This window comes from Segatella copri (genome assembly GCF_024330485.1).
Lineage (GTDB): Bacteria > Bacteroidota > Bacteroidia > Bacteroidales > Bacteroidaceae > Prevotella > Prevotella copri_L.
The window spans coordinates 419,361-438,548 of the sequence record NZ_JANDWX010000001.1 but is presented as its reverse complement, the minus strand read 5'-3'; the positions used below and the strand labels follow the sequence as shown (position 1 = coordinate 438,548).

Below are 19,188 nucleotides of genomic sequence, written 5' to 3'. Positions count from 1 at the left end.
TTTTATTAAATCGCCTGCAAAAGTACGATTTCTTTTTGTAACAAGCGAATAAAAATGCATTTATTTTGCTAAACTTTGCTAATACCTCTTTATATTAAGGGCTTTTAAGACCGAAAATGCTGAGATATTGATGTTTTCATCTGCTTTTCTACCAACATTTCGTAACACTTTGTAAAATTCAGATACATTTTTAGCCAATAAGTTTTGGAGAAACAAATATTTTCATTATCTTTGCATCCGATAACGTGACAAAATGTAAAGAAACATAGAAAATGGCAAAACCAAAGATTCTCATCATCTATACCGGTGGTACCATCGGTATGGGAAAGGACCCGATGACAGGTGTACTGGAACCTCTTGATTTCAATCACCTCGTTTCTTCCATGCCCGAATTCAAGCTCATTCAGGCAGAAATCGATGTGCGAAAATTCGACCCACCTATCGATTCCAGCGACATGGATCCTATGCGCTGGGCAGAAATCGTAAGCATGATATCCAACAACTACAACAACTATGACGGATTCGTAATCCTTCATGGCACTGATACAATGGCTTACACTTCGTCTGCCTTGTCCTTCATGCTTGAGAATCTGACCAAGCCTGTAATATTGACGGGTAGCCAGCTGCCTATCGGTGAATTGCGAACCGACGGCAAGGAGAATCTGATGACAGCCATCGAGATTGCTTCTGCCAAGAATGCAGAAGGACGCCCTATGGTGCCCGAGGTATGCATCTTTTTCAACGGCAAGCTGATTCGCGGTAACCGTGCCATCAAGATCAATGCCGAGGGATTTCATGCTTTCGAATCATTCAACTACCCTCACCTCTGCGATGTAGGAATCAATTTCCAATATCACGACCATCACATTCTTACGCCGGATTACAGAAAGCCAATGGTTCCACATCTGAAGCTCGATCCGAACGTCATCGTGTTCAGTCTCTTCCCGGGTATCCAGGATAACATTGTGCGCCACGTGATGGAATCACCAGACCTCCGCGGCATCGTGATGCGTACTTTCGGTTCAGGCAATGCTCCTCACACGCCATGGATCATGCGTCTTCTGGATCAGGCTGCCCATCGCGGAGTAAACATCGTGAACATCAGCCAATGTCTTACGGGCAGTGTAGAGATGGAACGCTACGGAGCCGGCTTCCAGTTGAAAGCTGCTCATGTGATAAGCGGATACGATTCTACGGTAGAGGCTATGGTCACCAAGATGATGTATCTGCAGGGAAGATATGCAGATAACAAAAAGGTAAGAGAAAAACTGACAGAATCTCTGGCGGGCGAAATCTCTATATAGTATAAGGTGAAATCTTCATCCATATAATGAAGCAATAAAGTAAATGACAAACTTGCGATAGTGTACACGATTAAGCTACAGATTGATAGTCTGTCATTTACTCGCTCATTATGAGGTATTTAGCGAAAACAAACAAAAATATTCTACTAAAACTGAATAGTATTGCAGGAAATATGCAGGAAACTTTTAAAGAAGGTTAAATATCGACAGATTTTTAGCCAAAAAACTTGTTGCATATCATTTTTTGTGTAACTTTGCAGCGTAGAAAAAAAAGTAAAAGATCAGTATCCTTATTAGATACCAATCCGTAATATAAATTAATAAATCAACAAAACCTACAAATTATGAACATTAACAAGGTAAAGGAGTATGGTGAGTTCGTAGAAATTGCGGCTCCTGTAGAAAGAACAACAGCTGAAGAGTATCCAACAGTATTAGGCGGAGAAATTTGGTACAACTAAGAACTTCCTGCTAAGGATTCCTATCCTTTGTATCAGATAGTTTTCCTTTAGCAGAACAGAAGCAAAAGGCTATTTTATTTGATTCAGAACATCTTATAATTTTTAGCAGACACATTAATAGCTCAATGATAAAGGCTCAATCCTCGAATAAAATCGGGAACTGAGCCTTTATTGTGTTTATATCTTACCATCGAGATATACGGAATCGGAAATTAGTGCTTACCACAGCAACCGCCCTCTCCGTGATGATGCTCGTGCTTGATGCCACCCTCTACAGCCTGATGCTGGTCGCGGAGCAGATCGTTCACGGTCTTCACTGGGTTGAATGTACCGAGAGGAACCTCTACGAATACTGTATTCCAGTCACTCATCGCACCATTCCAGAGACCTGGCAACTCGAGTGCCTTCAAATCCTTACCATTCTTACTCTTGCTGGAGATGAAACCGGTAGATGGGTCAACAAACTTAGGAAGATCGAAGGCATTGCCCTGATAATCCTTGGTAGCACAAACGAGGTCAACCGGATTGAAGTGAGTACCCTCGGTAAACATCTTCATATACTCCTCGTTATTCTTGTCAATCTGAGAGCTCTCCAGAATCTGAAGACTTACAGTGCCATCCTGGTTATAAGTAAGGAATGGACCACCACCAGGCTCGCCTACGTTCTTAACAACACCGCAGACACGCATAGGACGGTTCAACTTCTTACGCAGATAGATAACCAGTTCGGCATCCTCCAGCTCCTTGATATCAGCCTTGCGGCAGCAGAGGTCGCGCTGAACGAAGCGGATAATCTCCTCCAGCTTCTCATGGTTGTACTGACCAGAATCCAAAACCTTCAGATAACCGAAAGCCTGCTTCTGCAGAGTAACCAATACACCTGCAATCACCTGCTTCCAGGTAACAGTCTCAGCCTTCAAGCGATCAGGAACCACATTGTCAATATTCTTGATGAATACCACATCAGCATCAATCTCGTTGAGGTTCTCGATGAGTGCGCCATGACCGCCCGGACGGAACAGCAAAGAGCCATCCTCGTTACGGAAAGGAGTATTGTCTGGATTGGCAGCGATGGTATCGGTGCTAGGCTTCTGCTCTGAGAACGAGATGTTGTACTTGATGCCGTAGCGCTGTGCATACTTATCTACCTTCTCGGCTACCATCTGCTTGAAGAGTTTCAGGTGGTCGTGAGAAACGGTGAAATGAACGTTTGCCTCGCCGTTGCTGCTAGCATAGAGTGCAGCCTCAACCAGGTGCTCCTCCATTGGAGTGCGAACCTCGTCCTCATACTCGTGGAACTGGAGTAATCCCTTAGGCAACTGACCGTAGTTCAATCCCTCTAGCTTGAGGAGATTAGCCACAACAGCCTTGTAATCACCCTTCTTGATAAGGCACATGATACCCTTCTCGTTGTTTACATGGCACTTATCGCAGAGTGCCTTGCGGAAAGCAAACTTCTTGATATTCTCGAAGAATTGTTTTTCGAAGTCAGTAGTAGGAACATCGTATGGAGCATCGAGGAATGCAAACATGTTCTTGAACATGCGGCTTGCCGCACCTGAAGCAGGTACGAACTTCACAATCTTGTGCCCCTCAGCCTTGTAGTCGTTCCACGCCTTCTCGTAGTCCTCTACTTCCTGAGCTGTAGGAGCCATGATACCCTTACCGATGGCAGCCGCACCCTCGAGTTTGAGGAATGGGAAACCATTCTTGATTTGTTCCAACTGGTGTTCAATCTGCTGCTCGGAGATACCGCGCGCAGAGATTTGGTTTAGATCTTGCTGATTCATAATACCATATTTATGTTAAATTTACACTATATGTGCTACAAAGATAATAGTTTTTTCTGATAATCAGAAATATTTCCGCTTTTTTTTGTACCTTTGCATTGAAAATTTAACGAAGTAGGCGTTTTTTAACGCCGAATCGCCATTGTTTGTCAAATTTAAAATAGAATATTGCAACATGGTTAGTAAATTAGCAAAAGAGCACGACAGAAGGTCGGGGCTATCACATTACCTCTATGGGGTATCTAACTTGTTCATCAGCGGAACCGGTATAGGCGGATTATCTCCAATGATTACCGGAGGCGAGATGGGGGTATTTAATTACGTCTGCATCATTGCAGGCTCATTGAGCGCTATAAGCTTTGCATTATTTGCGAACAATGTAATGAAGTATAACGATTAAAAACATTATATTATGGAAGGATTTGCTTTAGTAATGTGTATAGGAGCTGTTATTGGTATGAGCTTAGCCATTTGGAGCTACACCAAATCTGGCAGAAAGTGGATAGACGAGTTATAACAACTCAATAATATATAATCAACGGGAGGGAACGACAATGAACGAAACACCTTTTAAATTCACATCAGAAGAAAAGGAACAGACACTCCAAATCCTGGAGCGCCTGAGAACCGCCGTGGGCGACACATTCAAGCCAGGCGACGAGCAGCATCTGCGTGAAGACATACAGCATGCCTTCATCAACCATCAGATTAAGCGCAATGTCTTCGGAATGAATCCAATACTCGCTGCCCTGCAAACCGCAGAAATCGCAGTAAACGAGATAGGTCTGAAACGAGATGGCATCATCGCCATTCTGATGCAGACCAGCGTCATCGATGGCTATCAGACCATCGAAGAGATACAGAAGAAATACGGAGATAGCGTAGCCCACATTATCAGTGGTCTGCTTCGCATCCACGATTTATATAAGCGCAACCCTATCATAGAGAGCGAGAACTTCAGAAATCTGCTTATCTCATTCTCTGAGGATATGCGCGTCATCCTCATCATGATTGCCGACCGCGTGAATGTGATGAGACAGATACGCGATACCAAACAGGAAGAGGCAAAGCATGAAGTAAGCGAAGAGGCAAGCTACCTCTATGCCCCACTCGCCCACAAACTGGGACTCTACAAACTGAAGAGCGAACTGGAAGACCTCAGTCTGAAGTATCTCGAGCACGATGCCTACTATATGATAAAGGACAAGCTGAACGCCACCAAGGCTTCGCGCGATGCCTATATCGCCCGCTTCATCCAGCCAATCCAGGAAAAGCTCGATGCTGCCGGTCTGAAATATCATATGAAGGGCCGCACCAAGAGTATCCACTCCATCTGGCAGAAGATGAAGAAGCAGAAGTGCGCCTTCGAGGGTGTATATGATCTCTTTGCCATCCGTATTATCCTCGATGCACCAAGAGAGAAAGAGTATATGCAGTGCTGGCAGACCTTTGCCCTCATCACCGACATGTATCAGCCAAACCCAAAGCGTATGCGCGACTGGCTCAGCGTGCCTAAGAGCAACGGTTATGAAAGTCTGCATACCACCGTACTGGGTCCTGAAAACAAATGGGTAGAGGTACAGATCAGAACCGAACGCATGGACGATATTGCAGAGCACGGACTTGCTGCCCACTGGCGCTACAAGGGTATCAAGCAGGGAGAAGGCGGTATTGACGAATGGCTTGCCAATATCCGTGCTGCCCTGGAAAGCAACGATGATCTGCAGCTGATGGACCAGTTTACCACCGACCTGAAGGAAGACGAAGTATACGTGTTCACTCCAAAGGGCGACCTGCTGAACTTCCAGAAGGGAGCCACGGTACTCGACTTTGCCTACTATATCCACTCCCGCATCGGCAATACCTGTGTGGGCGGAAAGATTAACGGAAGAGCCGTCACCTTCCGACAGGAACTACATTCGGGAGATCAGGTAGAAATCCTCACACAGAGCAACCAGAAGCCACGCCGCGAATGGCTCAACATCGTGCAGACATCCAAGGCTAAGGCCAAGATTCGTCTAGCGCTGAAGGAAACCCAGAAGAAGGACGGCCTCTATGCCAAGGAACTTCTGGAGCGCCGATTCAAGAACAGGAAACTGGATATTGATGAGAGCATTATGGCGCGCATCATCAAGAAAATGGGATATAAGGAGAACTCAGACTTCTATAAGGATGTAGCCGAGGAGAAAATCGACGTGAACAGCATCATCGAGAGATACATAGAGGAGCGCGATCACGACCTGAACCTCGCCAATACCAACAAGCCTGCAGAAAGTGCAGAGAATTTCGAGTTTGAGAATCCTACCGAGGAACTGATGAAGCAGAGCGACGATGTGCTGGTTATCGATGAGCACCTCAAGGGCATCGATTTCGAACTGGCTCATTGCTGCCACCCTATCTACGGCGACCCAATCTTCGGATTCGTTACCATCAGCAAGGGTATCAAGGTACATCGCATGGATTGTCCTAACGCCAAGGAACTACGCCGCCGTTTCGGTTACCGCATCGTGAAGGCGAAATGGAGCGGCAAGGGAACATCCAAGTATGCCATCACGCTCCGCATCATCGGAAACGACGATATCGGTATCGTGAGCAACATCACCAACATTATTTCCAAGGAAGATAAACTCATCATGCGAGGCATCAACATCTCTTCCAAAGATGGTCTCTTCTCAGGCAATGTTACCGTAATGATTGATGATGCCGGCAAAACTGATGCACTCATCAAGAAACTGAGCGCCGTGAAGGGCGTTAAGCAGGTAACGAGAATATAAAACCGGAATACAGAAATACAGAAAAAAAAAATCCCGCAGAGAAAATCTGCGGGATTTTTTTTATTTCGACTTATTCAAGCGCTTGATCACAGAATAAGCATCATACAAACCAAGTTCTCCAGCCTTTGAAAGATCCAGGATGGCAGTCTGCTTATTGCCACTCTTGGCTCGTGCTATACCTCTATTATAATAAGCCTCTGCAAGGCGGTTATCAATTCTCAAGGCAATGGTATAATCATCTATTGCCTTTGATAGTTCGTTTCTGCCTGCATGAAGATTACCTCTATTATAATAGATGTAAGCATTGTTGCTGTTCTGACGGATGGCATCACTGAAATCAGCCTCGGCAGAATGGATATTCAGAACACCCTTGCCCTCAGCCTTGTTAAATTCATCCATCTCAGCCTGGCAGACAGCACGCTGCCAGTAAGCCAAAGAGTTCTTGTCATCGAGCGAGATATAATAGGTGAAATCACTGATGGCAGCCTCAAAATCACGAAGTACACTATGAGCGATGGCCCTGCGCATCAGGAGACGTTTTCTGGTTTCATTATCGCTCGCCACACTCAACTCCGCCGAAAGTTTATCAATCATCGAGAATATCTTCATAGAACCATTCTCATCGAGCTGCTCCTTACTGCAAACGATATAAACCTTGTCTGCCTTGGTATGCTGATTGAGCGCATCAACATCCTTGTCATAAGCCTGAACTCCATTTACATTCTGATTGTTTGGGAAATAAGAGAGCTGATACATCGGCAGGAAGGCGGTTTCTACCTGACGGTTCTGAACCTTACCACGATACTCGCTCTTATAGTTGTGTTCATACTTCGGTTCGTCATCTACTACCAGCGAAGCAAACTTATTCGGGTCAACCTCAGAGCGCTTACGCATCTCCTTCTTGGTCTTTGCGCTCCATCTCGGCTGGATTCCGATATGCTTGTTCATCTGCGCCTTGAAGATACGGAATTCATCCATCTCTGCCTTGGCTGTCATGCCCAGGCGTCGGTAACAGCTGGCACGGTTAGACAAACCGGTCCAGAAGTTAGGGAACTGGTTGATAACCTTAGTATAATCCCTGATGGCTGCTCTCAGATTACCGGTCTTGTCATGCAATAGAGCTCGGTTGAAGATAGCCATGAAGTTCTGGGGTTCCATCTTGATAATGAAGTCGAAATCGGTGATAGCCCGGTTATCATCACCCAACTGTACACGCATCAGTCCCCTATTATAATGAGCCAGGAAATTGTTCGGATCCAGCTCAAGGGCATTGTCATAATCGCTCATCGCCCCCCTGAGGTTATTCAGATTGATACGCGCCAAAGCACGGTTGATGTAACTGTTCACATTGTTAGGTTTGAAATGCAGACTCTTGGTCAGCGCCTCATCAGCCGTTTTCCATTCCTTTCTAGCCAGCGCCATATAAGCACGCGTAGTCCAGGCATCCCCATCATACGGATTGAGCTGCAGACTCTTGTCTAGCCATTTCTCAGCCTGCACGGTATCTTTCTGATGCAGATACACTTCAGCCTTGAGCGAATAAGCATTCGACCAGTCTTTCCATTTTCCCACGATGGTATCCAGTTCCTGCTGCGCCGCCTCATACTTTTTGTTTTCCATCTGGCAGATAGCCCGGTTGAACCAGTAATTTCGGTTGCGCGGTTCCAGTCTGATAGCCTCATTATAGTCAGCTATCGCATCATCAAACCTGTTTTGTCTGATGCGACAGATGGCTCTCAAGTCATAAATATCATTGATATAGGGATTGAGATGCAACGCCTCGCTGGCATCACTTTCGGCACCCGTAAAGTCATCCAGATTAAATTTTGCCACACTGCGGTAATACCAAGGCTCATACAGATAAGGCTTGGCACCGATAGCCAGATTAAAATACTTGATTGAAAGGACGAAATCCTCATAATACAATGCACTCCGACCGGCCGTAACAAGTCGGTCTACACGATATTGGGCAGAAGTCGACATGGCGCCCATTACCATAAAAAGAACTAAGAGAATCTTCTTCATCTGTTCGTAACTCTCTGAAATAAAACCTATTGAATGTAGAATAAAAAAATATAGTAAGCCCAATCGTCACGATTACCATGAAGCTTACTATATTTTCGGAAGAACTATCGACGTATCTTAGTACGATAGGCAGCACGGAAATTGCCCTTGATGATACTCTTGAGCTTTCCTGCTATCATGTTCTTGCGAAGAGGAGACACACGGTCAACAAACATTGTACCCTCCAAATGGTCGAATTCATGCTGCATCACGCGAGCCAGATATCCCCCTATCCACTCATCATGTTCATTAAAATCCTCATCCATATACTTTACATGGATGCGTGTAGGACGAACCACCTTCTCATTGATACCAGGAATAGAAAGACATCCCTCTTCAGAAGAGTCGGTATTTTCCTCATCGCGCTCTAGGATATGGGCATTGATGAAAGCATGACGGAATCCTTTATACTCAGGGAAATCCTCGCTGAGCACATCCAGGTCGATAACAACGAGGCGGATAGGCAAGCCAATCTGAGGTGCAGCCAGTCCGATGCCGTTGCTGGAATCAAGGGTTTCATACATATTATTAATCAACACCTTGAGATCTGGATAATCAGGTGTAATATCTTCAGCCACTTTTCTCAGCACTGGCTGACCATAAATATAAATCGGTAAAATCATTATCTTCTTGATTGCAAATAATCCTGTAATATGATGGTAGCACTTATCTCGTCTACCAATCCTTTATTTTCTTTTCTCACTTTCTTCTTTACACCTCCATCTATCATGGCTCTATGTGCCAGGACTGATGTAAATCTCTCGTCATAATATTCAATTGGAATTTCAGGATGAGCCTTTCGCCAACGGTTGTAGAAGTTTTCTACTCTTGCCAGGTTTTCACTTGGCTGCCCGTTAGGTTGCATCGGTTTTCCGATAACAATGCGCTCCACCTGTTCTTTCTGAATATAAGTTTCGATATAAGTGAAAAGTTCATGTGTAGAAACTGTGGCCAACCCATTGGCAATAATCTGCAATGGGTCGGTCACAGCCAGTCCGGTACGTTTTTTACCGTAATCTATTGATAAAATTCGCATTAATCTACGGATATCTTATCCTTATATAATATCAGATTACTTCTTAAGGAGTAACCAAGCATCAGGATACTTACCAGCGCGAAGCTGATTGCGGCTCTTGACAGCAGCAGCCTTATCAGCAAATGTAGAAGCTACCACGCGATACATGTTACGCTCTGTGTTCAGGGCAATCTGAGCATCGTAGCCAGCACTCTTCAATGTACTAGCCAATCCCTCAGCGTTAGCCTTGAGAGAGAAAGAACCAACTACTACGCTATAGCTTGACAAGCCAGAACCAGAGATGAGAGATACATCCTCAGAACGAACAGTAGCATTATCAACCTCTGTCTGCTCATCAGAAGGAGCCTGAGTCTCGAGAGGAGCTACAACTGGTTCCTGAGCAACAGGAGCCTGAGCAGCCTGCTGTTCCTGCTGCTGAGCCTTCTCATATGCCTTCTTATATGCACTTTCCTTAGATGTACCACAACTTGCGAGCGCCAAAACTGCGCACATTCCCATGCTTAATACTGTAATTTTCTTCATAATTCTTATTCGTTTTATTGTTTATTATTGTTGTTCATTCAATATAAATTTCGCGTTATGCGTTTTTTACTCTGCGAAAATACAAAAAAATGCCCGAAAAACGAAGAATATGCCGCCTAAAGTTTGTTAAATAAGGCTATTAAAACATTTTTAATGAAAAATTAAGGCTAAAAGGCTTGTTTTTTAAAGAGAATTTAGTATATTTGCATTGTCAAATGAAAATGACAAGAAGATAATCGTTTAACGTTTAAAATTTATAGCATATGAAAACATTAGGTTACATTGGTGCTTTCCTCGGCGGTGCTATCGCTGGAACAGCACTCGGTTTGATTTTCGCTCCTGAGAAGGGTGAGGATACACGTAGTAAGATTGCAGGTGCAGTAGACGATTTCTGCAAGAAGCACGACATCAAGTTGAGCCGTAAGGACGTTGATGATCTGGTTGACGATATCAAGGACGCAGCTCCTGAGGTTTAATCATCACCTATCATGATGTTCTCTAACGATAAAAATGTAGAAACTATCGGGCAGCTCATTGAGGTGCTTAAACATTACATCGGGCTTCAGAGCGAATTTCTGAAGCTCGATGTTGTGGATAAGGTGGTACGCCTGCTTACAGTCATCACCATGACGGTGGTACTCCTGGGCTTACTTACGCTTACCCTCATTTACCTATCCTTTGGCGCTGCTTTTGCATTGGCAGACTTAATAGGTAGTCTGACTTTCGGATTCTGCATTGTTGCTGCAGTATACCTATTTATATTAATATTATTTGTAATTTTCCGCCATAAGTGGATCGAGAGACCATTGGTCAGATTTCTGGCAAGCCTCTTAATGGAAAAATAACCTCCTTTTCGCAACATGACAAATCATTCAGAAATCACAGAATATAATTCCTTAAATGATATACGACTCAAAAAAGAGACGATACGCAAGGAAATTGATGCCGATGATGCCAAGATTCAGACTTTATGGAACTCGCTTTTCACAAAACCTGAAATCCTGTCACGCAATGCGAGTCCTAGCAAGCGACTGCAGAGTTTGCTGCAGGTGGGAGCAGGAGCATTCGACGGTGCACTGTTGGCTTGGAAACTTTACCGGAGATTCAAACCTCGGAAGAGATGAATCATATACCGTTTGGGGGAAAGGAAAGATGCCTTGGAAAAAGGCATTTTTTAGTCACTCAAAAGGGGATAAAAACAAAAAAGGGTCGCCGCTGCGACCCCAATACCTTGTTAACCTTAAATCTAATACTATGAAAAACACACATGCAAATATAGAAATAATCTATGATACTCGCAAATTTTTCTTAGCAAAATACCTATTATTTTAATTTAATTAACTTTTACCAACCTATTTTTAAACCTTTTTCAACAAAACTTCATCTATTTTCTACATATATCTCCATTCCATCGAAGCCAAATTCAAAGCCTTCGGGCAGCCTTTTATTCGCCTCATCGTGAAAACCTATCTGATGAGTCACATGGATAAAATAAGTATGTTTTGCTCCTATCCTGCGCGACACCTCAATAGCATCAGATACAAGCTGATGGCTGTGATGCGTTTTCTCAAATCTGAGTGCGTTAATTACGAGTGTTTCCACACCTTCCAAATAAGCATATTCTTCATCACCCATAGATTTCATATCAGTAATATAGGCAAACTTACCAAACCGATAGCCGAGAATAGGCATCTTATCGTGCATCACACGGATAGGAACAAACTCAATGTCACCTATCTGATAATGCTCATGCGGATGAATGGTATGCAATTTGAGTTTAGGAGCTCCCGGATAGAGTTTTTCTGCATTCTTCGGAAAGCAGTAAGGCATCGTATGAGGCAGCCCCGCAGTAACGATTTCATCGCCGTAGATGTTAATATCACCAAAGATACAGAAAGGGCGCAAATCATCAATACCACCAACATGGTCATAATGGATATGCGTAACCAGGACGCCATCTATCTTTCTGAAAGGCACACGCAACAACTGCTGTCGGATATCAGGTCCGGCATCTATCAGAATGCGGGTATTCTCCGTTTCTATCATTGCCGCACTGCGCAATCTTTTATCATGCGGATCCGTACTTCGGCACACCTCACAGTTACAACCCAACGAAGGAACACCGCCCGATGTGCCTGTACCTAATAAAGTTACCTTCATTAATTATCAAATATTTTTCTGAAAACAAACGAATTCTTCACTTCACATTCACTTCCGGATGAATCTCTATGCCAAACTTCTGCTTCACATCCTCCTGGATGGTCTTACAGAGTTTTACGATTTCCTCGCCCGTAGCGCCGCCACGATTCACTAGCACCAGTGCCTGCTTATCATGCACACCGGCCCGTCCCAGACTCTTTCCCTTCCAGCCACACTGATCAATCATCCAGCCAGCCGGAATCTTTTCATGAGAATCATCGATGGTATAATGAGGCATACCCGGATAAAGAGCAGCCAGTTCTTCGTACTTAGCCTTCTCTACAATAGGATTCATAAAGAAACTTCCAGCATTACCGAGTAGCTTAGGATCTGGCAATTTTGCCTCTCTAATTTCTATGATGACATCACGAAGCTGCTGGGCTGTAGGCTCAGCAATATGCTTAGCCTCGAGCGCAGAACGGATATTACCATAATCCAAATCCGGACGGAAGGTCTTCTGCAAACGGTAAATCACATGCGTCACCAGATACTTATCCTTCCACTCATGCTTAAATTTACTCTGACGGTAACTATACTCGCAGTCAGCATTATCAAACACCACTACCCTGCCCGTAGCTATCTCAACTGCTTCCACCTTATATATAATATCCTTGGCTTCCACACCATAGGCACCGATATTCTGAACCGCGCTGGCACCTACTTCACCCGGAATAATACTCAGATTCTCCGCGCCATGATAGCCATGCTCTACGGCATAAGCTACCACATCATCAAACACCTCGCCACTACCACAGGAAAGGAATACCCAATCCGGATTGCACAAAGCATCATCCCCCTCTGCAGCTGCCAAAGTCTTGTTGTCTAGAACCTCAATACCCATAATAGCCGAATGGAGCACTGTACCTGCATAATCACCGGTCAGCAAGAGATTGCTACCACCGCCCAGAATGAGCAGTGGCTGATCTGCCTCTGTCAGCAAGCCCACTATCTGTCGGGCTTCCTCAACCGATTCATACTCCAGAAATCTGCTGCATTTAGCATCAATCCCGAATGTATTGTGAGCCAAAAGGCCATAGTTACGAATATCCTTCATATCTGGTTAAAACTATTACTACTAACTAAAAAGCTACATATTCAGTTTGATCAGTTCCCATTTTCCTCCAATCTTTTTGAAAGTAAGAGAGGTTTCCATACCATTGGCAATACCACGAATCACGAAGATTTTCCGGTTGCTCTCGGTATATTTCTGACCATAGATTATATTGTAAATCATGCCGTGAGGCAGTTGAGGCGCAAAGGCAGGCCATGTTTCCGGGTCTATATCGCCTGTCATCGTACTGAAATCATCATCAGGATCAGGACCGGTAAACTTCACCGGATTATGGATGTGGCGAGCCTGGAAAGCGGTATCAGTAGCAAAATGTCCGTAAAACTTCAGGAAACTGGCATTATTATTCTGATACATAGGCACGTAGCAGATGCTAGTCATCATCCACTGACCATTGATACGATTAAACACAAACTGCTGAACTGTCTTTCTACTATAGAACACCTTTTCTATTACTACATGATCGATAGTAGTATCCTTCATCAGTTTCATCTGTTTCTGATTATCAAAAATCAGCGTGTAATAATCCTGGCGCATGAAGAAATGCTCCATCTTCCAATGTTTTTTTTCTATCTTCTTGGTCAGTTTCTTACCGTGATATACCGGCAGCGGGAAGACAATACGACTTTTCTGCAACTTTCTGTTAGCTGCAAAATTAAACACGAAATCATCAAAAAGCTCGTCAGCCGCCTTTGGCATCGGAGTCTCCTCTATCAGTTGTTCTGTAGAGTCCATCGCTTGGGTGTCGGCAATCACCGAGTCGGATGAAGCCGAATCAATGGCAGGCGCAGGCTTCTTGTCTGTGCATCCCACAGACGTGAAACAAACGATGGTAAGCACCGCCATTAACACCGTTAATAAACAGAGTTTTTTCATAAACCTATTAAATTTCTCAAATTTTCCATGCAAAAGTACAACTTTCTTTTGAATTATTTCATCTTTTAAGCAAAAAATGTTATCTTTGCAGTCAAAAAAGATAAAAATATAGATATGTTATTAGAAAAAATAGACGAACTCTTGAAAGAAGTGAGCACTTTGACTGCCCAAAACGCAGAAGAAGTAGAGCAGCTTCGAATCAAGTATCTGAGCAAGAAGGGCGAGATTAACGCCCTTATGGCCGACTTCCGCACAGTGCCAGCCGACCAGAAGAAAGAGGTTGGTGTAAAAATCAACGAACTGAAGAACGCAGCCCTTGAGAAGATCAACGGGCTGAAGGAGCAGATGGAAGAAGCCGAAGCATCAAGCGATGATATCGACTTGACCCGTACCGCCTACCCTGTAGCACTCGGCACCCGCCATCCACTCACCGTAGTGAAGAATCAGATTATCGACATTTTCGCTCGCATGGGCTTTACCCTTTTCCAGGGTCCTGAGGTAGATGACGACAAGCACGTATTTACGATGCTCAACTTTGCTGCCGACCACCCAGCTCGCGATATGCAGGACACCTTCTTTATAGAGAAGACCAACTCTGACGATGTTACCAAGAATGTGCTCCTCCGCAGCCATACTTCTGGCGACGAGGCTCACTATATGGAAACTCATGAGCCACCTATCCGTGTGCTCTGCCCAGGCCGCGTTTACCGTAACGAGGCTATCAGCGCCCGCGCTCACTGTTTCTTCCATCAGGTAGAAGGTCTCTATGTAGATAAGAACGTAAGTTTCACCGACCTCAAGCAGGTGCTCCTTACCTTTGCCCGTGAGATGTTTGGTGCAGATACCAAGATTCGTCTCCGTCCTAGCTACTTCCCATTCACAGAACCTAGTGCCGAGATGGATATCTCCTGCAACATCTGTGGCGGTAAGGGTTGCAACTTCTGCAAGCATACCGGATGGGTTGAGATTTTAGGTTGCGGTATGGTTGACCCTCATGATCTCGAGGCTTGTGGTATCGACAGCAATGTCTATACGGGTTATGCCTTCGGTATGGGTGTTGAGCGTATCACCAACTTAAAATATCGCGTGAGCGACCTTCGTCTCTTCTCTGAGAACGATACTCGTTTCTTGCGCGAGTTTGAGTCTGCTAAGTAAAAGATACTCAACATATAAATTAATTAATGACTATGAAGAAAAATTTAACTAAACCTGTCATCGCAGTCCTGCTGGGCGCCTTGGCATTCAGTTCTTGCATCGGCTCATTTGGCCTGACAAATTCCGTACTTGACTGGAACAAGAGAGCAACAGACAACAAGTTTGTAAACGAGATTATCTTCGTGCTTATCTCTCCAGCTTACGCAGTATGTTCATTTGCAGACCTTCTCGTTATCAACTCTATCGAGTTCTGGACAGGCGACAAGGTGATTGGTCAGGTAGGAACTACTAAGGACGTAATGGGTAAGGATGGTCGCATGTATGCCATCAAGACTTTGAAGAATGGCTATGAGATTACCGACCCAGATGGTGAGAAATCATACTTTGTGTTCGACAAGAAGCACAAGAGTTGGTCATACAGCAAGGATGGCGATATCCGTGAGCTTTTCAGCTTCAACGAGGATGGCAGCATCCAGGCTTGCTTGCCAAGTGGCGAGAAGATCAACGTCCCAGCAGATGCCAATGGTTTATACCAGGTTCGCATGGCTATGAATGATGGTTTGTTCTATGCATTCAACAAGTAAGTAATCATAACAATTCCAGCCCGATAAAAGTCTCTTTTATCGGGCTTTTTTTATGCTCCCCTTTCTCTTTTCCTAAGCAAGTTCATAGTTTTCCGTTCCCAACCAAGCTCTCCTTAAAATGTCCAAATGCAAAAAAGTATTTAATGTAAAACAAGAAAGTACCTTCACCACCCTTCACCCGTAACTCTCTGACCATCAAAAGAATCGCCAAAAAGGTGAAGGGTGAAGGTTTGAAAACTCTTTTTTATATATACGCGTGAAGGGTTAGGGTAAAAACCGAAAAAAAGACCCTAGGGTCAAAAATCGGAAAAACCCTAAAAAAAGAATATAATATAAAGATTAAAAATACACCCTTCACCTTCACCTCCCAAAAATCACATCCAAATTCCTGTTCTGCATGCAACAGAAAATCATCTGCAGCAATCTGTGCCGGGATATATAATCAGGAGAAAATTCTCTTTCGGAGATATTTTTCTATTTATCGGAGATATTATTTTATCCTTCGGAGATAATTGTCTATTCTTCGGAAATATTCCTTCGAATTTCAAGATAAGGCATAAAAATATAATTTTCGCCAACTTTATTTCCCGAATCCACACAATTGTCACAAATCGCATAGCTATGAAACAGAAAAGAATGTATCTTTGCAGCATCAATCATAAAGGTTGATGTAGATATGGTCTCGTCATGACTGCCAAATCGGGCTGACGCAAATGCATTACAACCAGTGACATTCATCAAAACTTGCAACCATCTACAATATTTTTCAGTTTTTCTCGTTAATAAAAGTATGAAAAAAAGATTATTGATACTCACAATATGCCTCATCGCAACCATTAAGATGTTGGCGCAGGAGTTTACCCTTCACGGCAAAGTGGTAGACGAGAACAACCAGCCACTGGAGTTTGCCATCGTTTCGGTGGCTAGCCAGGGAAAGACTGCCGTTACTTCGCTCAAGGGAGACTATAGCCTCAAATTGCATTCTGCAGACAGCGTGGTAGTCAAATTCTCATATATCGGTTTCAAGACAAAAACAAAAGTACTGAGAAGACCGCGAGGAAAACAAACCCTGCAGGTGGTACTTCGCGAAGCATCCACCACCCTCGATGAGGTGAATATCAAGGGAGAGAAAATACAGTCGGACCAGATACAGGAACTGAAGACTAAGGACATGAAGATGACGCCATCTGCCAACGGAAATGGGGTGGAAAGTCTGGTTCAGCAACAGGCTGGCGTGAGTACCCATAACGAACTCTCTTCGCAATACAATGTACGTGGCGGAGCCTTCGATGAGAACTCCGTATACATCAACAACGTAGAAGTATTCCGCCCATTCCTGGTTCGCAGCGGACAGCAGGAAGGCCTCTCCGTCATCAACCCTTATATGGTAGATAAAATCGGTTTCTCAACCGGAGGATATGCTGCCAAATACGGAGACAAGATGAGTTCGGCTCTCGACATCACCTACAAAACCCTGAAAGCAAAAAGCAAGAAGCCGGTGGTTGAAGGAAGTCTGGCTGCCAGTCTGCTGGGTGCTGACGCATACATCGGTCTGGGAACCCAGAAACTTTCATGGCTCAACAGCGTGCGCTACAAAACTACCTCTTACCTGCTCGGTTCGATGGAAACCAAAGGCGAATACAAGCCAAACTATCTGGACTATCAGACTTATCTGAGTTACCAGCCCAACAAACGCTGGAAGCTTGACTTCATAGGCTACATCTCTGATAATCACTACAACTTCGAACCGGAAGACCGAGAAACGAAGTTCGGAACAATGGAAAACGTAAAGAGCTTCAGAGTATATTTTGACGGTCAGGAGAAAGACCGTTTCCTCACCTACTTCGGTACACTCGGCATTACCCGCCAGTTTACAGCCAACACCAGTCTCTCGCTTCTGGGCAGTGCTTTCTATACCAAGGAACAGGAGAAATATGACATTCAGGGACAATACTGGCTCGACGAAACCGAGACCTCAGAAAACCTGGGTGTAGGTACCTATTTCGAACATGCCCGAAACTATCTCACAGCCCGCGTGATGAGTGCCAAACTGATGCTCAAGCACAAGGTGAAGAAACATCAGATGGAGGCCGCAGTAAGTCTGAAGCGTGAACATATCGAGGAGAATTCAGTAGAATATGAGATGCGTGATTCCGCAGGATACAGTATTCCGCACAATGGCAAAGACCTCTATATGGTTTATTCACTGAAGGCTCGCAACGAACTGAATGCCAACCGAATGGAAGCTTATATCCAGGACACCTACCATTTTTCGGGAGGAACAGCCGACAGTACCGGGAACGGTCAGACACATTACACTCTGAACTATGGTATCAGAATGAGTCATTGGAACTTCAACAGAGAAACCATCGTGAGTCCTCGTCTGTCGCTCGCCATCATACCAGCCAACCACGAGAATACCACTCTCCGTTTTGCGGCAGGTCTGTATTATCAGGCTCCATTCTTCAAGGAATTGAGAGATACATCTACGGTGAACGGCATAACCATCGCATCGCTGAACGAGAAAATCAAGAGCCAGCGAAGCATCCACTTCATCGCCGGCTACGACTATAGGTTCAAGCTAGGAGACCAACGCTATAAATTCTCTGCCGAAGCCTATTACAAGGCTTTGAGCAATCTGGTTCCTTATTCAGTTAGTAACGTGAAGGTAGTTTATTACGGACAGAACGAATGCAGCGGTCATGCGGCAGGACTCGATTTCAAACTCTACGGAGAATTTGTTCCGGGTACCGATTCCTGGCTCAGTCTTTCGCTCATGGATACCAAGATGAAACTGGGCGGCAAGAGCATCCCTTTGCCTACCGACCAGCGCTATGCCGTAAACCTCTTCTTCACCGATTATTTCCCGGGCAGCAAGAAGTGGCGCATGTCTTTGAAACTCGCCTTTGCCGATGGTCTTCCTTTTGCAGCACCCCACAGAGAGCTGGAGACCAACAGTTTCCGTGCCACTGCCTATCGCCGTGCAGATATCGGTATGAGTTATCAGCTGCTCGACAACAGCCGCCGGGAGAAGAAGACCTTCCTGAAGAATGTGATGCTGGGGGTAGATTGTCTCAACCTCTTCGGCATAGACAACGTAAACAGCTATTACTGGGTGACAGATGTAACCAGCCAGCAATACGCCGTACCTAATTATCTTACCGGCAGACAGCTCAATGCCCGCATTCTTTTGGAATTTTAGGACCAAATAATAGTGATTTTTCACATTATTCTAAATATTTAACCGTAGATAGTTCGCTATCTGCGGTTTTTTTCGTATCTTTGCGCCCGAATTATGCGATGACGGTTCGTCCGCTCATTCCATGGATTCAGGAAACCATTCTATAAAGAATA

Annotated in this window: 17 protein-coding genes; 9 read left to right on the top strand and 8 right to left on the bottom strand. The window is 44.5% G+C overall.

Going from position 1 to position 19,188, the window contains the following annotated elements; all coding sequences use genetic code 11:
- The first annotated feature begins 272 nt into the window (after positions 1–272).
- Positions 273–1,304 (top strand): asparaginase, encoded by a 1,032-nt coding sequence (locus NNC77_RS01770; RefSeq protein ID WP_118201045.1) that lies wholly within the window; start codon positions 273–275, stop codon positions 1,302–1,304.
- Between the two features lie 673 nt (positions 1,305–1,977).
- On the opposite strand, the gene NNC77_RS01765 is transcribed toward NNC77_RS01770, so the two are convergent.
- Positions 1,978–3,555, bottom strand: a complete 1,578-nt coding sequence (locus tag NNC77_RS01765; protein WP_254969767.1) for a DUF4301 family protein — start codon at positions 3,553–3,555, stop codon at positions 1,978–1,980.
- 175 nt (positions 3,556–3,730) lie between these two features.
- On the opposite strand from NNC77_RS01765, the gene NNC77_RS01760 reads away from it, so the two are divergent.
- The gene (locus NNC77_RS01760) at positions 3,731–3,955 is read left to right on the top strand and encodes a hypothetical protein (RefSeq protein ID WP_254969768.1); all 225 of its coding nucleotides are present in this window, start codon (positions 3,731–3,733) and stop codon (positions 3,953–3,955) included.
- A 154-nt stretch (positions 3,956–4,109) separates the two neighbouring features.
- Positions 4,110–6,329 (top strand): RelA/SpoT family protein, encoded by a 2,220-nt coding sequence (locus tag NNC77_RS01755; RefSeq protein ID WP_153093366.1) that lies wholly within the window; start codon positions 4,110–4,112, stop codon positions 6,327–6,329.
- Positions 6,330–6,389: 60 nt separating this feature from the next.
- On the opposite strand, the gene NNC77_RS01750 is transcribed toward NNC77_RS01755, so the two are convergent.
- The 4 genes from NNC77_RS01750 to NNC77_RS01735 form a co-directional block, all read right to left on the bottom strand.
- On the bottom strand, positions 6,390–8,354 hold the full coding sequence (locus tag NNC77_RS01750) for a tetratricopeptide repeat protein (protein ID WP_254969771.1): 1,965 nt from the start codon (positions 8,352–8,354) through the stop codon (positions 6,390–6,392).
- Positions 8,355–8,458: 104 nt separating this feature from the next.
- Positions 8,459–9,016 carry a peptide deformylase gene (gene def / locus NNC77_RS01745; RefSeq protein WP_022121616.1) on the bottom strand — a complete coding sequence of 186 codons (558 nt, stop codon included), beginning with the start codon at positions 9,014–9,016 and terminating at the stop codon, positions 8,459–8,461.
- Positions 9,016–9,429, bottom strand: coding sequence for a Holliday junction resolvase RuvX (gene ruvX / locus NNC77_RS01740; protein ID WP_006846875.1), 414 nt, complete (start codon positions 9,427–9,429; stop codon positions 9,016–9,018). The genes def and ruvX overlap by 1 nt, the downstream gene beginning before the upstream one ends.
- A 36-nt stretch (positions 9,430–9,465) precedes the next feature.
- The gene (locus tag NNC77_RS01735; RefSeq protein WP_006846876.1) at positions 9,466–9,951 is read right to left on the bottom strand and encodes an SPOR domain-containing protein; all 486 of its coding nucleotides are present in this window, start codon (positions 9,949–9,951) and stop codon (positions 9,466–9,468) included.
- A 263-nt stretch (positions 9,952–10,214) separates the two neighbouring features.
- Here NNC77_RS01735 and NNC77_RS01730 point away from each other — a divergent pair, with 263 nt between their 5' ends.
- The 3 genes from NNC77_RS01730 to NNC77_RS01720 are packed head-to-tail and all read left to right on the top strand — an operon-like array spanning position 10,215 to position 11,075.
- A complete protein-coding gene (locus NNC77_RS01730; protein ID WP_006846877.1) occupies positions 10,215–10,427 on the top strand; it encodes a YtxH domain-containing protein in 213 nt (70 codons plus the stop codon).
- A 15-nt stretch (positions 10,428–10,442) separates the two neighbouring features.
- Positions 10,443–10,796, top strand: coding sequence for a phage holin family protein (locus NNC77_RS01725; RefSeq protein WP_119229521.1), 354 nt, complete (start codon positions 10,443–10,445; stop codon positions 10,794–10,796).
- A 15-nt stretch (positions 10,797–10,811) separates the two neighbouring features.
- Positions 10,812–11,075 (top strand): hypothetical protein, encoded by a 264-nt coding sequence (locus NNC77_RS01720; RefSeq protein ID WP_118065427.1) that lies wholly within the window; start codon positions 10,812–10,814, stop codon positions 11,073–11,075.
- A gap of 256 nt (positions 11,076–11,331) precedes the next feature.
- On the opposite strand, the gene NNC77_RS01715 is transcribed toward NNC77_RS01720, so the two are convergent.
- Genes NNC77_RS01715 through NNC77_RS01705 form a run of 3 tightly spaced genes read right to left on the bottom strand, consistent with a single transcriptional unit; the run spans position 11,332 to position 14,095 of the window.
- On the bottom strand, positions 11,332–12,111 hold the full coding sequence (locus NNC77_RS01715; RefSeq protein ID WP_254969772.1) for an MBL fold metallo-hydrolase: 780 nt from the start codon (positions 12,109–12,111) through the stop codon (positions 11,332–11,334).
- A 37-nt stretch (positions 12,112–12,148) separates the two neighbouring features.
- The gene (gene murB, locus NNC77_RS01710) at positions 12,149–13,204 is read right to left on the bottom strand and encodes a UDP-N-acetylmuramate dehydrogenase (protein ID WP_254969774.1); all 1,056 of its coding nucleotides are present in this window, start codon (positions 13,202–13,204) and stop codon (positions 12,149–12,151) included.
- Positions 13,205–13,237: 33 nt separating this feature from the next.
- Positions 13,238–14,095: a DUF4348 domain-containing protein gene (locus NNC77_RS01705; RefSeq protein WP_119238297.1), complete on the bottom strand. Its 858-nt coding sequence runs from the start codon at positions 14,093–14,095 to the stop codon at positions 13,238–13,240.
- Between the two features lie 114 nt (positions 14,096–14,209).
- On the opposite strand from NNC77_RS01705, the gene pheS reads away from it, so the two are divergent.
- The 3 genes from pheS to NNC77_RS01690 all read left to right on the top strand — a co-directional run bounded on the left by pheS (position 14,210) and on the right by NNC77_RS01690 (position 19,036).
- Positions 14,210–15,250, top strand: a complete 1,041-nt coding sequence (gene pheS / locus NNC77_RS01700) for a phenylalanine--tRNA ligase subunit alpha (RefSeq protein ID WP_118079092.1) — start codon at positions 14,210–14,212, stop codon at positions 15,248–15,250.
- Positions 15,251–15,282: 32 nt separating this feature from the next.
- Positions 15,283–15,834, top strand: coding sequence for a DUF3332 domain-containing protein (locus NNC77_RS01695; protein ID WP_420377555.1), 552 nt, complete (start codon positions 15,283–15,285; stop codon positions 15,832–15,834).
- Positions 15,835–16,624: 790 nt separating this feature from the next.
- Positions 16,625–19,036, top strand: a complete 2,412-nt coding sequence (locus tag NNC77_RS01690; protein ID WP_254969776.1) for a TonB-dependent receptor — start codon at positions 16,625–16,627, stop codon at positions 19,034–19,036.
- Positions 19,037–19,188 lie beyond the last annotated feature (152 nt).

Excerpts from the sequence above, each read along its gene's own strand:
- NNC77_RS01770 (WP_118201045.1), top strand. The coding sequence starts at position 273 with ATGGCAAAACCAAAGATTCTCATCATCTATACCGGTGGTACCATCGGT.
- NNC77_RS01765 (WP_254969767.1), bottom strand. The coding sequence starts at position 3,555 with ATGAATCAGCAAGATCTAAACCAAATCTCTGCGCGCGGTATCTCCGAG.
- NNC77_RS01760 (WP_254969768.1), top strand. The coding sequence starts at position 3,731 with ATGGTTAGTAAATTAGCAAAAGAGCACGACAGAAGGTCGGGGCTATCA.
- NNC77_RS01755 (WP_153093366.1), top strand. The coding sequence starts at position 4,110 with ATGAACGAAACACCTTTTAAATTCACATCAGAAGAAAAGGAACAGACA.
- NNC77_RS01750 (WP_254969771.1), bottom strand. The coding sequence starts at position 8,354 with ATGAAGAAGATTCTCTTAGTTCTTTTTATGGTAATGGGCGCCATGTCG.
- def (WP_022121616.1), bottom strand. The coding sequence starts at position 9,016 with ATGATTTTACCGATTTATATTTATGGTCAGCCAGTGCTGAGAAAAGTG.
- ruvX (WP_006846875.1), bottom strand. The coding sequence starts at position 9,429 with ATGCGAATTTTATCAATAGATTACGGTAAAAAACGTACCGGACTGGCT.
- NNC77_RS01735 (WP_006846876.1), bottom strand. The coding sequence starts at position 9,951 with ATGAAGAAAATTACAGTATTAAGCATGGGAATGTGCGCAGTTTTGGCG.
- NNC77_RS01730 (WP_006846877.1), top strand. The coding sequence starts at position 10,215 with ATGAAAACATTAGGTTACATTGGTGCTTTCCTCGGCGGTGCTATCGCT.
- NNC77_RS01725 (WP_119229521.1), top strand. The coding sequence starts at position 10,443 with ATGTTCTCTAACGATAAAAATGTAGAAACTATCGGGCAGCTCATTGAG.
- NNC77_RS01720 (WP_118065427.1), top strand. The coding sequence starts at position 10,812 with ATGACAAATCATTCAGAAATCACAGAATATAATTCCTTAAATGATATA.
- NNC77_RS01715 (WP_254969772.1), bottom strand. The coding sequence starts at position 12,111 with ATGAAGGTAACTTTATTAGGTACAGGCACATCGGGCGGTGTTCCTTCG.
- murB (WP_254969774.1), bottom strand. The coding sequence starts at position 13,204 with ATGAAGGATATTCGTAACTATGGCCTTTTGGCTCACAATACATTCGGG.
- NNC77_RS01705 (WP_119238297.1), bottom strand. The coding sequence starts at position 14,095 with ATGAAAAAACTCTGTTTATTAACGGTGTTAATGGCGGTGCTTACCATC.
- pheS (WP_118079092.1), top strand. The coding sequence starts at position 14,210 with ATGTTATTAGAAAAAATAGACGAACTCTTGAAAGAAGTGAGCACTTTG.
- NNC77_RS01695 (WP_420377555.1), top strand. The coding sequence starts at position 15,283 with ATGAAGAAAAATTTAACTAAACCTGTCATCGCAGTCCTGCTGGGCGCC.
- NNC77_RS01690 (WP_254969776.1), top strand. The coding sequence starts at position 16,625 with ATGAAAAAAAGATTATTGATACTCACAATATGCCTCATCGCAACCATT.